The sequence below is a fragment of the Pseudomonas sp. B35(2017) genome, from assembly GCF_002113645.1.
Classification (GTDB): Bacteria; Pseudomonadota; Gammaproteobacteria; order Pseudomonadales; family Pseudomonadaceae; genus Aquipseudomonas; species Aquipseudomonas ekonensis.
In genome coordinates this window covers 140,519-155,199 of the sequence record NZ_NEIZ01000009.1, presented here as the reverse complement: position 1 = coordinate 155,199, position 14,681 = coordinate 140,519, and the positions used below count along the sequence as shown (strand labels likewise).

15 protein-coding genes are annotated in these 14,681 nt (G+C 66.4%); 8 read left to right on the top strand and 7 right to left on the bottom strand.

All coding sequences use genetic code 11. The features are described from left to right. The first annotated feature begins 20 nt into the window (after positions 1-20). A complete protein-coding gene (locus CAG41_RS17050; protein WP_085583199.1) occupies positions 21-512 on the top strand; it encodes a BCAM0308 family protein in 492 nt (163 codons plus the stop codon). A gap of 53 nt (positions 513-565) precedes the next feature. On the opposite strand, the gene CAG41_RS17045 is transcribed toward CAG41_RS17050, so the two are convergent. Together CAG41_RS17045 and CAG41_RS17040 are read right to left on the bottom strand one after the other, a co-directional pair. Then, positions 566-1,462 (bottom strand): universal stress protein, encoded by an 897-nt coding sequence (locus tag CAG41_RS17045; protein WP_085707239.1) that lies wholly within the window; start codon positions 1,460-1,462, stop codon positions 566-568. 88 nt (positions 1,463-1,550) lie between these two features. Beyond that, complete coding sequence (locus CAG41_RS17040; protein WP_085583195.1) at positions 1,551-2,111, bottom strand: phosphoribosyltransferase family protein; 561 nt, start codon at positions 2,109-2,111, stop codon at positions 1,551-1,553. A 138-nt stretch (positions 2,112-2,249) separates the two neighbouring features. Here CAG41_RS17040 and CAG41_RS17035 point away from each other — a divergent pair, with 138 nt between their 5' ends. The 7 genes from CAG41_RS17035 (at position 2,250) to CAG41_RS17005 (ending at position 8,731) form a co-directional block, all read left to right on the top strand. Beyond that, positions 2,250-2,969 carry an ABC transporter ATP-binding protein gene (locus CAG41_RS17035; protein ID WP_085707238.1) on the top strand — a complete coding sequence of 240 codons (720 nt, stop codon included), beginning with the start codon at positions 2,250-2,252 and terminating at the stop codon, positions 2,967-2,969. Further along, positions 2,966-3,856: a biotin/lipoyl-binding protein gene (locus tag CAG41_RS17030; protein ID WP_085632454.1), complete on the top strand. Its 891-nt coding sequence runs from the start codon at positions 2,966-2,968 to the stop codon at positions 3,854-3,856. The genes CAG41_RS17035 and CAG41_RS17030 overlap by 4 nt, the downstream gene beginning before the upstream one ends. Continuing rightward, entirely contained in the window at positions 3,853-5,316 is a 1,464-nt protein-coding gene (locus CAG41_RS17025) for an efflux transporter outer membrane subunit (protein ID WP_085707237.1), read from the top strand. Before CAG41_RS17030 ends, CAG41_RS17025 begins: the two co-directional genes overlap by 4 nt. Further along, positions 5,313-6,455 carry an ABC transporter permease gene (locus tag CAG41_RS17020; RefSeq protein ID WP_085583187.1) on the top strand — a complete coding sequence of 381 codons (1,143 nt, stop codon included), beginning with the start codon at positions 5,313-5,315 and terminating at the stop codon, positions 6,453-6,455. Before CAG41_RS17025 ends, CAG41_RS17020 begins: the two co-directional genes overlap by 4 nt. 154 nt (positions 6,456-6,609) lie before the next feature. Beyond that, positions 6,610-7,803 carry a sodium:proton antiporter gene (locus tag CAG41_RS17015; RefSeq protein WP_085694731.1) on the top strand — a complete coding sequence of 398 codons (1,194 nt, stop codon included), beginning with the start codon at positions 6,610-6,612 and terminating at the stop codon, positions 7,801-7,803. Between the two features lie 45 nt (positions 7,804-7,848). Continuing rightward, the gene (locus CAG41_RS17010) at positions 7,849-8,274 is read left to right on the top strand and encodes a YeeE/YedE family protein (protein WP_085707236.1); all 426 of its coding nucleotides are present in this window, start codon (positions 7,849-7,851) and stop codon (positions 8,272-8,274) included. Between the two features lies 1 nt (position 8,275). After that, on the top strand, positions 8,276-8,731 hold the full coding sequence (locus tag CAG41_RS17005) for a YeeE/YedE family protein (protein WP_085583181.1): 456 nt from the start codon (positions 8,276-8,278) through the stop codon (positions 8,729-8,731). 98 nt (positions 8,732-8,829) lie between these two features. Here the strand turns inward: CAG41_RS17005 and CAG41_RS17000 are convergent, their stop codons facing one another. The 5 genes from CAG41_RS17000 to CAG41_RS16980 form a co-directional block, all read right to left on the bottom strand. Further along, positions 8,830-9,639 (bottom strand): isocitrate lyase/phosphoenolpyruvate mutase family protein, encoded by an 810-nt coding sequence (locus CAG41_RS17000; protein ID WP_085583179.1) that lies wholly within the window; start codon positions 9,637-9,639, stop codon positions 8,830-8,832. A gap of 179 nt (positions 9,640-9,818) precedes the next feature. After that, positions 9,819-10,304 (bottom strand): Lrp/AsnC family transcriptional regulator, encoded by a 486-nt coding sequence (locus CAG41_RS16995; RefSeq protein ID WP_085583177.1) that lies wholly within the window; start codon positions 10,302-10,304, stop codon positions 9,819-9,821. Positions 10,305-10,529: 225 nt separating this feature from the next. Further along, entirely contained in the window at positions 10,530-11,813 is a 1,284-nt protein-coding gene (locus CAG41_RS16990; RefSeq protein WP_085583175.1) for an MFS transporter, read from the bottom strand. A 102-nt stretch (positions 11,814-11,915) separates the two neighbouring features. Beyond that, on the bottom strand, positions 11,916-12,122 hold the full coding sequence (locus CAG41_RS16985; RefSeq protein ID WP_085583173.1) for an MbtH family protein: 207 nt from the start codon (positions 12,120-12,122) through the stop codon (positions 11,916-11,918). A 51-nt stretch (positions 12,123-12,173) separates the two neighbouring features. Next, positions 12,174-14,678, bottom strand: coding sequence for a methyltransferase domain-containing protein (locus tag CAG41_RS16980; RefSeq protein WP_256582606.1), 2,505 nt, complete (start codon positions 14,676-14,678; stop codon positions 12,174-12,176). Positions 14,679-14,681 lie beyond the last annotated feature (3 nt).

The window sequence follows — 14,681 nt, the reverse complement described above, 5'->3', positions numbered from 1 at the left end:
CCTGCACAGCGAGCACGCCCATGGATAAATTCCAGAAAAGCCGCAAGGACAAACTGTTCAAGCCGCAGCGGTTCGACCCCTACGCCACGCCGCTTCGCCCCGGCGGCAAGGCGCGTTGCCCGCAATGCGGCGCCGTTTACCATGAGGGCGAATGGCATTGGCACGCACCGGCCGAGGCCGGGGCGGTGGAATCGACGGTCTGTCCGGCATGCCGGCGCATCGAGGACCGGGCCGCTGCCGGCCAGGTCCGGGTGACGGGGCATTTCCTGGCCGGGCATGAGGCCGAGATCCGCCAGCTCATGCACAACGCCGAGCAGCAGGAGCGGCAGACGCACGTGCTGGAACGGCTGATCGACATCGACTGCCGGCCGGACGCCCTGGTGGCGACCACCACCGGCACCCACCTGGCCAATCTCATCGGCCATGAGCTCAAGGCCGCCTATGACGGCACCTGCAGCTACCGCTACAGCGACAGTGAGGTGTACCTGAGCGTCGACTGGCACCGTGACTGAAAGATGCCCGCCGGCCATGGCCCGAAGGCCGTGGCCGGCGGGCTGCGGCGCGGTCAGCCGGGGATCGCGAGAAGGCTGGAGCGGATCCTGTACAGGGTCTGTTCGGTGGTGCTGCCGATGATCTTGGCCACCCCTTCGTGGTAGAGGGTGCCCATCACCACCACATCGAAGCTGTGTTGGTCGGCGAATTCGCCGATGACGCTGCGCGCAGGGCCCTGCAACAGGTGCTGGCGCTCGGGTGCAACGCCCCAGCGGCTGCCGAACCGGGCCATGCGTTCGCGGGCGCGGCCGCAGATGTCCTCGACCAGCTCTTGGGTCCAGGCCACCGGCGCGGCGGCATAGGCGACGAAGCTGCTGCTGGGCTCATAGGCCTGCAGCAGGTGCAGCGGCGCCTTGCAGCGCTGCGCCAGTGCCTGTGCCGCTTGCAGGACGCGTTCGTTGAGTGTCTCGACGGCCGGATCGTCTTCGGCCAGGTCCACCGCAGCCAGCACGCGCTCCGGCAGCCGCGGGGCGGCCTGGGCCACCAAGTGCAGCGGGAGCGGGCAGGCGCGCAGCAGGTGCCAGTCCAGCGGTGTGAGCAGGGCGCGGCTCAGGGCGGTCTCGTGGCGGATGTCCTTGATCACCATGTGCACCCGTTGCTCCCGGGCCAGGCGGATCAGGTCGTTGAGCGGGTCTTCGTCATCCACTGTTTCGGCATAGGCGTCGATGCCTTGCCTGGCCAGCGCCCGGACCTGTCCATCGAGCCAGGCGCCGCGGTGCTCAGCGTCCTGCTGGCGGGCGTGGCTGCGCAGGACCCGGTCCAGGGTCGCCAGGTGTGGGGGCAGTTGGCTCAGGGCCACCAGGTGCAGCGTGGCGCCCGTGGCCTTGGCCAGCAGTTGAGCCCGCGTCAGGGCGGGCGAGGGGTGCAGGTCCGGATGGCAGATCAGTAACAGTCGCGAAAATTCATTCATGATGGCCTCCGCCGCGATGGCCGCCTCGGTGCAGGCGCAGCGGCAGGCCCCAGCGTGACGCGACGGGCCCGGCGGGCCTTGATATTTGTCAAGGTCGGCCGTGGCGCACCACCTCCACGCAGAAGTCTGCCTCGTAGGGCGGGACGTGGCACTCGACGATGTCTTTCGCGGCGACCTGCAGGTGGATGCCGACGATGTCCGCGTGCACGGGCTGGCGGCACACATGGCGGTCCACGAGCACGGCGCTGAGCACATGCCGTGCGCCCAGCCCGGCGAGGTAGGCGCAGGTGCGCAGCAGCGAGTGTCCCTCGTAGAGCACGTCGTCGACCACCAGCAAGGACGTCTCGGCCAGGTTCAGCCGGGCCAGTTCGGGGTTCTCCGTGAGCTGCGCCTGGGCATGCAGCACGCTGAGGTCATCCGCGTAACGTTTGACCTTGACCGGGTAGAGCGGCAACGGCGGCCCGCCGGCCATTGACTGCAAGTGAGCCTGCAGACGCCGGGCCAGGGGTTCGCCGCGCCGCTGTATGCCGATCAGCGCCATCCGCGACGCGGGCATCCGGGCCAGGGCCTGGCAGGCCATTTCACGCAGGATGCGGTCGAGGTCTTCTTCATCGTACAGACGAAGCCTTGAGGGAACGGAGAGGCTCATGGGTCACCTGCCGGGGCGTGACGGTATTCGCCCTGACCTTATTCGGCCTGCCTTGGGCGGACCTGATCCAGGTCAAACCTGGCGGATCCCGCCGGCCTACCTTGATGGCTGCGTCACAGGTCTTGCGCGGGAGGGCCCATGAGCAACCTGTCGGTCGATCGCAACGCCATGCCCGCCATCGCCGCACGCGGACTGAGCAAAGGGTTCGGGGAGGGCGCCGCGCGGGTCAAGGCCGTGGACGGTGTCGACTTCACCGCGCGGTTCGGCGAGATGGTCTATCTGGTGGGCCCCTCGGGCAGCGGCAAGACCACGCTGTTGAGCATGCTGTCCGGCATCCTGCGGCCCGACGCCGGCACCGTCGCCATCAACGGCCAGGACATCTGGAGCCTCGACGGCGAGCGTTTGGCGCAGGTGCGCCTGGCGCATTTCGGGTTCGTGTTCCAGGACTACCACCTCTTCACGCGGCTGACCTGCGCCGAGAACGTCGCGATTCCGCTGATCCTGCGGCACCGGCCCTGGAACGATGCGCTGGCGGCGGCCCGGCAATGCCTGGCGGTGGTCGGGCTGGAAGGCCGCGCCGACCTCATTCCGGCCAAGTTGTCGGGCGGCGAGCAGCAGCGGGTCGCCATCGCCCGGGCCATCGTCGGCAGCCCGAGCCTGCTGATCCTGGACGAGCCGACCGCGTCCCTCGACGGCGACACCGGCAAAATGGTCATCGCGTTCGTCAGGCAGCAGATCCTCACGGCGCAGTGCTGTGTGCTGATCGTCACCCACGATGCCCGCATCGAAATGTTCGCCGACCGCGTCGTGCATATGGAAGACGGCCGGGTCATCGAGCGCGACCGGACGATGCCATGAAAAGCCCATGGCTGCAGGCGGTCGCGCTCCTGGGGGCGCTGGCCGGGTTGGGCGCGGCCTACCTGTTCGGCCGCACGCCCGAGCCGCTGCCCCCGGTCTTCCCGCCGACCAGCAGCGAGCGGGCGGCCATTTACGCCAACGGCATCGTCGAGAGCGAACAGGCCGGGGGCAGCGACATCGTGATCTTTCCCCAAGTCGCGGCGCCCGTGACGCGGATCCTGGTGCGCGAAGGACAGCCCGTGAGCCTCGGGACGCCGTTGGTGGCGCTCGATGACGCGGTGCCGCGGGCGAACCTCGAATTGGCCGAGGCCAACCTGGCGGTCGCCGCCGATCAATACGCCAAGCGGCTGGCGGCCTACCGCATGGATGCTCGGTCGATCAGCGTGGACGCCCTGGACACGGCGAAGAACCAGGCGGCGCAGGCCCGGGCGGCGCTCAAGGCATCGGCGGCCGAACTGGCGCGTTACGTGATCAAGGCGCCGGCCGAGGGAACGGTGGTGACCCTCAACGGGGCCGTGGGCAGCTACGTGTCGCCGCAAGGGGTCTACAGCCTGCACACGCAGGGGTTCACGCCGCTGGTGGTCATGACCGGCGGCCAGGAGCGCCTGGTGGTCCGCTGTTACGTCGACGAGATCCTGATCGACAAGTTGCCGCCGGCCGACCAGATGGAGGCGCAAATGGCGATCCGCGGCACCCAGACCAGGGTGCCGTTGCAGTTCTGGCGGATACAGCCCTATGTCACTCCGAAGATCGAACTGTCCAACCAGCGGCAGGAACGGGTGGACCTGAGGGTGCTGCCGGTGCTGTTCCGGTTCGAAAGCAAAGGGCTGCCGACCATCTATCCCGGCCAGTTGGTGGACGTGTTCATCAGCCGGAAGACGCCATGAGCGCCCTGGGCCTGCGGTACGCGATCCTCTGCGGGCTGTCGCTGCTGGCCGCCTGCACGGTGGGGCCCGACTTCACGCCGCCCCAGGCCCCCGAGCGGCAGCCTTACTGGCAGGGCACCCTCGCCGACCCGCAGACGGTGCAGGGGCAGGGCCAACGGTTCGTCGCAGGCGGCGACCTGGCGTGGAACTGGTGGACGCTGTTCGGTTCGCCGCCGCTCGACGGCCTCGTCCGCCAGGCCATCGAGCGCAACCCGACCCTGGAGGCGGCGCAGGCCAGCCTGCGCCAGAGCCACGACCTGCTGCAGGCCGGGCAGGGCGTCTACTACCCGCAGGTCGGCGCCAGCCTTGCCGGCCGCCGGCAACGCGGCAGCGCCGAGCAGCCGGGGCTGGCGGTGGCGGATTCGGTCTTCAGCGTCGTGACGCTGGGGGCGACCGTCCGTTATGTGCTCGACGTGGCCGGAGGGCAGCGGCGGGCGGTCGAAGGGCTGCAGGCGCAGGCCGATCTGCAGACCTTCCGCTTGCAGGCGGCGTACCTGGCGCTGACGGGCAATGTGGTCAACACGGCGATCGCCCGCGCCGCCTACGGGGCGCAAGTGCAGGCAACGGAGCGGCTGATCGGATTGCTGCAACAGCAGTTGAGCGTCGCCGATGCGCAAGTGCGCGGCGGCACCCTGGCGGACTCGGCGCAGGCAGGCCTGCGAAGCCTGATCGCGACCAACGAGGCGCAACTGGCCGATGTCCGCCTCCGGTTCATCGAGTCGGGGCACTTGCTGGCGAGCCTGGCGGGCGCGGCGCCGAACCAGCTGACGTTGCCCGACATCCCCCTGGACAGCTTGCGCCTGCCGCACGACCTGTCGGTGAGCCTGCCTTCGCAGCTGGTTCGCCAGCGCCCGGACATCCGCATGGCCGAAGCGCAGCTGCATCAGGCCAGCGCCGCCATCGGGGTCGCCACCGCCGCCCTGTTTCCCGGCATCGAATTGACGGGCAGCTACGGCACCGGCGGCACTTCGCTCGGTTCCTTGTTTTCGGGACGCTTCTGGTCCATCGGGCCCACCGTCGACATACCGTTGTTCCAAGGCGGGCGGTTGTGGTTCGAACGCAAGGCGGCGCTGGAGGCTTACCGGCAGGCGGACGCGGCCTATCGGCAAGTGGTGCTGAGCGCGTTCTCGCAGGTGGCGGACCTGCTCGACGCGTTGCAGCTCGATGCGCTGGCCTTGCAGAAGCGCAGCGAGGCGGCGCAGGCGGCCGACGCTGCGTTGCAGGCGCTGCAGGTCAGTTACCGGGCGGGGCTGGTGCCCTACATCGATGTGCTGGTGGCCGATGTGCAGCTGCAACAGGCTGACATCGCGTTGCTGGAGGCGACGGCCCAGCGCCGCCAGGCGACAGCGGCGCTGTTCGTGGCCCTGGGCGGTGGCGGGTGGAACGGCCCGGCGGCGCAGGCCGGCAAGGAGACACCATGAAATACACCGGGATTCTGCGCATCGGGTTCAAGCTGCTGGTCAGCGACCGGGCGAAGTTCTCCGCCTTGCTGGTGGGCCTGACCTTTTCGGTTTTCCTGATGATGCAGATGACGGCGATGTTCGCCGGCATCCTGACCCGGGCCTACTCGACGGTCACCAATATCGGCGCGCCCATGTGGGTGATCGATCCGGCGGTGAACACGCCCACCGCGGTCATTGCGCTACCGGACTACCTGCTGGACGCCGTGCGCAGCCTGGATCAGGTGGACTATGCAGTCCCGCTGTTCGTCGGCAATGCCCAGGCCCGCCTGGCCGACGGCACCTATCAGATCGTCAGCGTCGTAGGCCTCGACGACACCAGCCTGTACGGCCGCCCGGACCTGGAGCAGGGCGCCATCGAGGCGCTCTACGCCGAGAACGGCTTTGTCATCGTGCATGACGCCGAATACGCAAAGCTCGGAAGCCCTGGCATCGGCACCGACTTCGAGCTCAACGACCACCGCGGCACCGTGGTCGGCATCGCCAAGGTGCTGACCGGCGGGCTGATCGGCGTGCCGACCCTCTACACCACCTATCGGCGGGCGATCGAATACGTGCCGACCGCCCGATTCAAGATCTCCTACATCCTGGTCAAGCCCAGGGACGAGCAGGCGGTGGCGCGCATTCAGGAAAGCGTCGCCCGGCTGGGCTATGTGGCGCTGACCCGGGCGCAGTTCAACCAACGCATCGCAGACTTCTACATCTACCAGACCGGGGTCGGCACCAACATATTGTTGATGACGACCATCAGCTTCCTGGTCGGGTTATCCATTTCAGGGCAAATCTTCTACAGCTTCATCCTCGAGAACCTGGACAAGTTCGCGGCGCTCAAGGCGATCGGGGCGAACCCCCGGGACCTGCTCCTGATGATCCTGTACATGGCGCTCTCCACGGCCTTGACCGGTTATGGCCTGGGGGTGGGCCTGGTCACCGTGGTGATTGCGCTGGGGCGAACGTACTTGCCCAACTATGCGGCGATCATCACGTTCTGGAACCTGGGCCTGGCGTTCGGCCTGGTGCTGCTGATCGCCGGGGTGTCCAGCTACCTGGGCATCGGCAAGGTGCTGCGGGTCGAGCCTTTCGAGATCTTCCGTTCCTGAGCGCCCGGTTGCGGCCGACGGTCGGCGCGCAAAGGGCGCAGCGGTTTATTCGACGATTCCTTGACCTGAGATAACTTCTGCCGGGTTTCGCCTCGCCGCGCCGCGGCCCCGGTGATAGCGTCAGGCACAGACGTTGCGATCAAGGAGCGTTGCCATGTACCAGAACCTGGCCGTGTTGAGCGCATTGCTGGTGCTGTATGCGGCCTTCGCCGGTTCGCTTGAGGCCAAACCCGTCAACGGGCCGCTTTTGTTCCTCTTGGCCGGTGTCGCCGCCGGCCCTGCCGGGCTGGGCCTGCTCAACCTGGCGATGGATCGTCACGACCTGCGCCAGTTGGCTGAGCTGACCCTGGCCATCGTGCTGTTCACCGATGCCGCCAATGCCGACCTTGCCCAGTTGCGCCTGCACCGCAACTTGCCGTTGCGTCTGCTGCTGATCGGTTTGCCCCTGACCCTGATCGCCGGCTGGCTGGTCGCCCGGTGGCTGTTCCCGGCGATGCCATGGCTGGAGATGGCCCTGCTGTCGACCCTCTTGGCGCCCACGGACGCCGCCCTCGGCAAGGCCGTGGTGAGCAACCCCGCCGTGCCGGCGGATATCCGGGAAAGCCTGAACGTCGAGAGCGGCCTGAACGACGGCATCTGCGTGCCGTTGATGCTCCTGTTGATGGCGCTGGTGGCGGAAAAGCACACCGCGTTGCCTTTCACGTTGGCCGGGCACCTCTTTCTGGAAGAGCTGGGGATCGGCCTGCTGACCGGCGTCGGCCTGGCGTTGGTGTCGGGGGGCGTGCTGCGCTGGGCGCGCCGCGATATCGCGCCGATCGCTTCATGGCAGCAACTGGTGATGCCGGGCCTGGCGTTGTTGAGCTTCGCCTGCGCCCAGGCATTGGGCGGCAGCGGGTTCATCGCCGCGTTCTGCGCGGGGCTGCTGACCGGCTGCCTGTTCAGGCGGGAAACCCACGCGTTGCTGCAGGCTGGGGAGTCCCTCGGCGAGGCGCTTTCGTTGATCACCTGGGTGGTGTTCGGCGCCTATGTGGCGCCCAAGGCCACGCAGATCCTGTCGCCTTCCGTGTGGCTCTACGCCTTGTTGAGCCTGTCGCTGGTGCGGATGCTGCCCGTCTGGGTCAGCCTGGCGGGCAGTGCCCTGGCGACGCAGAGCCGTTTGTTCATCGGTTGGTTCGGGCCGCGGGGCCTGGCCTCCATTGTCTTCGCGGTATTGGTGCTGGATGTGCCGTTACAGGCGCGCGACACGCTCATTTCCGCCACCATTGCCTGCGTCGTGCTCAGCGTTATATTGCACGGCGTGAGCGCATGGGCCTGGGTGGGCCGGCTGAGCCGCAGGGCCGAGCCCTGAGGCGCAGGCGTATCCGTTTTTCTGTATAGAGGGGAGGAGGTTGCGATGTCTGCTTTTACGCCGTGGTCGGCATTGGCGGGAGGCGTGATGATCGGGTTGGCGGCCGGGTTGTTCGTGGCTGCGAACGGTCGGATCGCCGGCATCAGCGGGTTGCTCGGCTCGCTGTTGCAGCGCGGCGGGGAGGGGCGGGGAGACAAGGGCGGTTTCCTGCTCGGACTGATCGCCGCGCCGCTGTTCTGGCAGCTGTTTGCGCCGGTGCCGCCGGCCCGTTTCGGCGCAGGCGCCTTGACGCTTGTGGCGGCGGGCCTGCTGGTGGGCGTGGGGACGCGCTATGGCAGCGGCTGCACCAGCGGTCATGGCGTGTGCGGCCTGTCCCGGCTGTCATCGCGCTCGGCGGTGGCGGTGCTGTGCTTCATGGCGGCGGGGTTCATCACCGTCTTCGTTGCCCGGCATCTGATGCAAGGAGGATGACATGACCCGGATCATCGGTTTTTTCGCAGGCGTGCTGTTCGGCGTGGGCCTGTTGCTGGCCGGCATGGCGAACCCCGCCAAGGTGCTGGGCTTTCTCGACCTTGCCGGAGAATGGGATCCGTCGCTGGCGCTGGTGATGGTCGGGGCCATCGGGGCGGCGGCGTTGCCCATGGCCTGGGCGCGTCGCCATCCGGTGGCCTTGCTGGGCGCCAAGATGCACTTGCCTGACCGGCGCGACATCGACCGCCGTCTCGTCGTCGGCAGCCTGACGTTCGGCGTGGGGTGGGGGCTGGCCGGCCTCTGTCCGGGGCCGGCGCTGGTGCTGCTGCCGGGTGGGGATTGGCAGGCCTGGCTGTTCGTGGCCGCGATGCTCGGCGGCATGTTGCTCTTCAGCGGCATCGAAGCGCTGCGTTCGCGCAACAGGGCCGCGAAAGGCAGCGGGCACATCCCGTCATGAAGCGCGTTCGCCGGCATTGAACAACACGGTGACGTAGGCCGGCAGCTCGCTGCCGGCGATGTCCTTGGCTTGTGCCGGCGTCAGCGAGCCGGACTGGATCACTGCGCCCGGGGAGCCATCAGCGAATTCAGTTCGCCGTAGGTGTGGGCCTTCAAGGCATGGGTGTCCAGATGCCCGTGCTCCAGGAAGCTGCTGGCCAACCCGCCCATGGCGCCATACAGGAACTCGGCGATGGCTGAGCCGGCGCTCAGGCGCCTGACGCCGAGGCGTTGCAGTTCATCGGGAGCGGCCAGGCCAGCGCGCCACAGCAGGTTGACCGGCAATTTCGATTCCCGGCACACCGCAGCGATTTCATGAGGTTCGACCACGCCGGCGGCGAACAGCCCGTCTGCACCTGCGTTGGCATACAGCGCGGCGCGCTTGAGCAGTTCTTCCAGGCGCTGCTCGGCGGGCAGCAGGTTCTTCAGGTAGACGTCGCAGCGCACGTTCACGAACAGGTTGACCCCGTGCCGGTCGGCGACTTTCTTGGCGGCGTCGACCTTGCGGATGAGCAGGTCGGGGGAGCCCACGCCGTCTTCGATGTTGACCCCGACCGCACCGGCGGCGAGGACGGCGTCGATGACGTTGGCGACTTGTTCGGGTTCATCCGAATAGCCCCCTTCGATGTCCACGGTCAGGGGAACGCTGAGCACCCGGGTCATCGAGGCGATGGTGGAGCGCAGCAATTCCAGCGGGAGTTTGTTGCCGTCCTGGTAGCCATGGGACCAGGCCATCGCTGCGCTGCTGGTGGCCACGGCCTTGCTGCCCAGGCGCTCGACGAGGCGCGCGCCGCCGGCATCGCCCACGTTGGCGAGCATCAGCAGGCCTTGCCGATGAAGATCATGAAAAACGGTATCCAGTGCTGCCATGAAATCCTGCTCCTTTGAACATCCTGTTGATGGATCACTGCTGAGGTCAGACCGCGACCGTGCGTTCGCGGCATCGGAAGATGCACTGTAGCCAATCGTTACGGGATTCGCCCGCGCCTGGGTCGTCGCCAGGGCGATCGCCTGGGCGTGTATGCGTTCGTAGCAGTGGCGTGTGCAAGTTATGTGCGTGCCGATAAAGGCAACAGTCGGGAATCATAGACCTCCCGAAGTGTGATGGAAGTCTTGATTTGAGTAATGCAGGGGATCTTGCGAAGTGTCTTTTCAATGAACTCGGTGTACAGGGAAATACTTTTGCAGACGATCTTTATCAAGAAGTCATAGTCCCCAGTCACATTGTAAAGAGCGACGACTTCCGGGCAGGAAGTAATCTTTTCTTCCAGTTTTCGGGTGACGTCTTCGGTATGTGTATCGACGGAGAGATGAACGAAGGCGGTGACTTCGAAGCCCAGGGCCTCTTTGTTCAGGATGGCCTGGTAACCCTGGATGAAGCCTTCTTCCTCAAGGCGTTTGAGCCTGCGCCAGCAAGGCGTTTCACTCATGGAAAGAACTTCCGCGAGTTTTGAAGTGGTGGTCAGGCAGTCGGTCTGCATGATGTTCAGGATCTTCAGATCGATCGCATCGAGCACCGTAGAGTTCTTTTTCAAATCAGAGTCCTTTCTGGCGTGCCATGAGCAAGTGCAGTCCTTATAACTTTGCCATGGTGCCAGCAACGGATAGGGTGCGCAACATTTTGAAATGGGCACGGCCGTCCTTCCCGTGGCTTATATTGAATGTCACGGGATGGTTACATATGGCGCCAAAACAACCGGTCAACTAATGAGCTGTTTGGATAGTGCGTCCTTTAATGGCCGGTTGGTCAGCGTCGTGTGTCAGGCCTCCGCGCCTTGGGCCTGCAGGTCATCGCCACGGGTTCCTGCGCGCTGGCGGCTGGCGGCGCGGGCGAGGAGGGGCGTGGCGATGCCGGCAATCGCAAACACGACCCCCAGCCCGATCCATCCGGCAGCTCCGCGTTCCACCACGGCGATCGGCAAGATCGCGGGGAAGACCACGGTCATCAGGTTCGCCCCCAAGGCATACACGCTCAGGTAGTAGGCCCGGTTCTCGGCCGGCGCCAGGTAATAGGAAATCCCCCAGGCGCCCGCGCATTGCCACAGTTCGCCGAAGGTCATCACCACGCAACCCAACAGAAGAATCCCTGCCGCGAGGTAGGGCGACTGATCGGCCGTGGTCATGGCGACCATGGCGCAGGAGAGCGCCAAGGTGATCCCGGCGTAGAGGTGCTTGCGCGCGGCGTGCACCACTTCGTTGCCGCGTTTGCTGAACGCCAGTTGCAGGGTGATGGCCATGATGCCGTTGACCACCAGGATGAGGCCGATCAGGGCTTTGGGCGCCTGGGTCTTGGTCAGCAGCCACAGAGGCACGGCGATGGTCATCACGGCCTGGTGCAGCGAAAGGATGCCGTTGCACAGCGACAGCGAGAGGAAGTTGAGGTTTTTCAGCGGATGCGCAGCGGCGGCCGCCGGCGCGCTGTCCACCTGTTCCCGGGCAGCCGCCTGAGGCAATTTGGCCACCACCAGGAGCACGGCCGAGATGAGGAACGCCAGCGCATTGGCGATCAGCAGGCCGATCACGGCGTTGGCGCTGCTGGCGACGCCGACGACGATGGCGAACACGCCTGCGGCGAGCATGTAGGCGACGTTCCTGACGATGGCCACCTTGGACATGGTCTTGACGTAGGCATCGGACTTGACCGCCGCCCCCACCAGGGTCTGGATGATCGGCCACACCGCCTGTTCCACGCAGCCGATGAAGCAGGCGATGAGCAGGAACGCGTAGAAGTCGTTGACGAACGGGTAGATCAGGAAGCCCAGCATGCGCCAGACCTGCAGCACCGCCAGCACCCGGGCAGCGCCGAAGCGGTCGGCGATCCGGCCGATGGGCACCGTGCAGACAAGCCCGCAAAGCCCCGCCAGGGCCAGGCCGATGCCCACCTGGACGGTGCTCAGGCCGACCACCTGGGTATAGAAGAACGTGGCGCCGGCGAGGAAGAGGCCACGCCCGGAAGCATCGACGAAGGCAATGAGCAATAGCAAAAGAGAGGCACGCTCGTGCGAGACCGGTGCCTTGTTGGAGAAGCGACTGCGTACAGACATCAGGCTATTCCTTTAGAGAGAGAAGCGGCGCCAGCCGGTGGCTCTCGCCCGCCCGGACGACGCACAAGGCGCCGCCCGGGTGAGCCCGAGCCTTGTCCGGCGCTAGGGTTGCAGGCGCTGGCGCAGGCTGAGCGGCCGCATGTCGGTCCAGGTGTCCTTGATGTAGGCCAGGCACTGCGAACGGTCGCCCTGTTGCCCTGTCGCGTGCCAGCCGCCGGGCAGGGGGCGCTCGGCCGCCCAGAGGGAGTACTGCTCTTCGTCGTTGATCACGACGAGATAGAGGCCGGTGTCTTGTTCTTCGGTGGTCATGGTTGAACGTCCTTGAAAAGTTGAAGGCTAGTGTTTTGCGATCGGCCAGGCTTAGGTCTTGCGGATGATCAACATGTACATCTGGCCGTGCAGGCTCGGGAATTTGGCCTTCAGCGCAAGATCCATGTCCAGCAGGTTGCGGATCCGGGCAGGCCCGTCCTGCTGCAGGTCGAGTTCGTAGCCCAGCGATTCGGGGAGCAGCCCCAGCGGACGGATCTCCTCGACCGCGAAGCCCTGCGCCCGGGCGATCTCACTGGCCTCGCCACGGCTGAGGGCGTTCTGTCGCATCAGTTCCTTCTGCTCGTGGGAGTAGATCGAGAGGTAGGTCAGGTGCGGGCATTCGATGTCCCAGGTCGAAATCACGCAGAACCCGCCCGGCACCAGGCAGCGATGGATTTCGGACATGACCTTGGAGAAGTCCTGCCTCGGGAAGTGCGCTGCCGTGCCCATCATGCAGGTGATGAGGTCGAACTGAGTGCTTTCGAACGGCAGCGCCCTGGCATCGCCCTGACGGAAGTCCGGATTGAGCGCGCCGCCGGTTTTCTGCCGGGCATACTCGACGGCCCTTGGTTCCAGGTCGACGCCGAATGCCTGGATGCCTTGTTGGGCCAGCAGGGTCGGGTAGCGGCCGGTCGCGGCGCCGATGTCCAGGCTTTTGCGGAACGGGCCGTAATGCTTGAGGCAATCGAGCATGTTGACCAGCTCAAGGGATTTCTTGGCTTCGTCCTCGGGCACGGAGCAGTCGTAGCGCATGTAGGCCGCCACGTCGTAGTCCAGTGCGGCATCGGCGGCCTTGTCGGCTTTGTCCAGCGCGAACCCATCGATCACCGAGAGCAGCCGCCCGCGCTGTTCGGCCACGCCCGCCAGTTGGGTGGCCCGTGCGGTGCCCGGGGCGAAACCGCGTTGCGCGGCGGGGTCGAGCAGCCCCAGGATCAGGCTGGCGTACCAGTCCTTGTCGTCGCTGCGCAGGCCGTCAGGTTGCGCGGCCTGGCGGCTGAGCTGCTGCAGTCGGGTGTCGGTATCGAGGTAGTCGGGGCAGAGGGTAAACACCACTTCGTAGTATTTCTGGGCCTCGGCGAAGGAGCCCTGCTCCTGATGGATGCGCCCCAGGGTGTAGAGGGTTTTCTTGGCCTCTTCGCTGACGGTCAGTTCGCGGGCGCGTCGGAAGGCCGATTTCGCCGCGAAGTGATGACCGGCCATGAGGAAGCTCTCGCCGGCCTGGGTGAAGCTCTTGAGCTTCATCCGGTCGTCCTGGCCCGCCCAAGTGAAGTGCCGCGCCGCCTGGTGCCATTCCTGACGCTGCTGGTAGGCCTGCGCCAACAGGAAATGGCTGGTGCAGTGGCTGGGGAACAGCCGCACATCCTCGGCCAGCAGTTTGATCGCCAGTGCCTCCCGGTCTGCCTGGCTCAGTCGCAGCGATCCGCCGTTCAGCCAGTCCACGGCATATTCGATCAGCCCCGTTTGCCCGAGCTGGGCGAGCAGCGCTTCGGCCGCGTTGCGCTGTTCGGCCTCGTCGGCCAGTTGTTCTGCGTTCAGTTGCAGCAGGCCGATGTGCTGGTTGTGGCTGTCGTGGGCATGGTTGACCAGCAGCTTGACCGTGCCGTCGGTGCAGCCTGACACGACGATCGAGCCGTCTTGCGAAATGCCGGCGGCCCAGACCTCACCGCCCGCCTTGCAGGCCCAGAGCGGCTTGCCTTGGCGATCGAGCAGGCGAAGGGTGCCGTCGGGCGAACCGATGACGGCTGTGCCGCCCGCAGAGATCGCGACGCTGCAGATGCCCGGCGCGGCCACCACGGCGGTGGCTTTGCACTGCCGCAGGCCGTCGCCCTCAAGCAGCAGGGCCGAGCCGTCTTCCAGGGCGACGATGCCGGCGCGGCCAGTGTGGGAGACCGCGCATTTGACCGCCGTGCGCGGCAGCTCGTGCAGCGCCACGATCCCGGCGTCCCGGTCCAGCACGCTGATCAGGCGCTCCTTGACCTTCAGCAGGCTGGCGCTGTGGCTCGAAGCCGCCGATGCAGCGGCCGGCTCAAGGTGGCGGGCGTCGGCTTGCCGCAGCTCGTAGCCGCTGCCGCTGCGGGTGACGATGTGCTGGGTCTGGTCTTGGCAGAGGACGACCAGTCGTTCGCCGTCGGCCGAGAGGCTGATGTCGTAGGGCGCCGACGCCAGGGGGACGCTGAACAGCGCTTGGCCGTCGGCATCGAAGAGGCTGACCGTACCGCTGCCGTCTGCCGCCCGTTGCGTACCCGCCGCGACGCAAGGCGTGGAGCTGATCGCCAGGCACGTGAGCTCATCCGCGAACTGCTGCGACCAGCACGGTCGGCAATCGCGGGTCAGCACCGTGAGGGTGCGGTTGCGGCAGGCGACGGCAAGCCACGCGGCATCCGCCGTGAGGCAGAGACCGGTGACGGGCGCGCCGAAATTGCGGCTCCAGAGCTCGCTGTGAGGCGCCTCCATGAACAGGCCGCCCGAGTGGGCCGGGTTTGCACGCAGGTCGCAAGGCTGCTGTGGCTCGGCTGCTTTTGCCTGGAGATAGGCATCATTGTTGAAGTTGGTCATGGA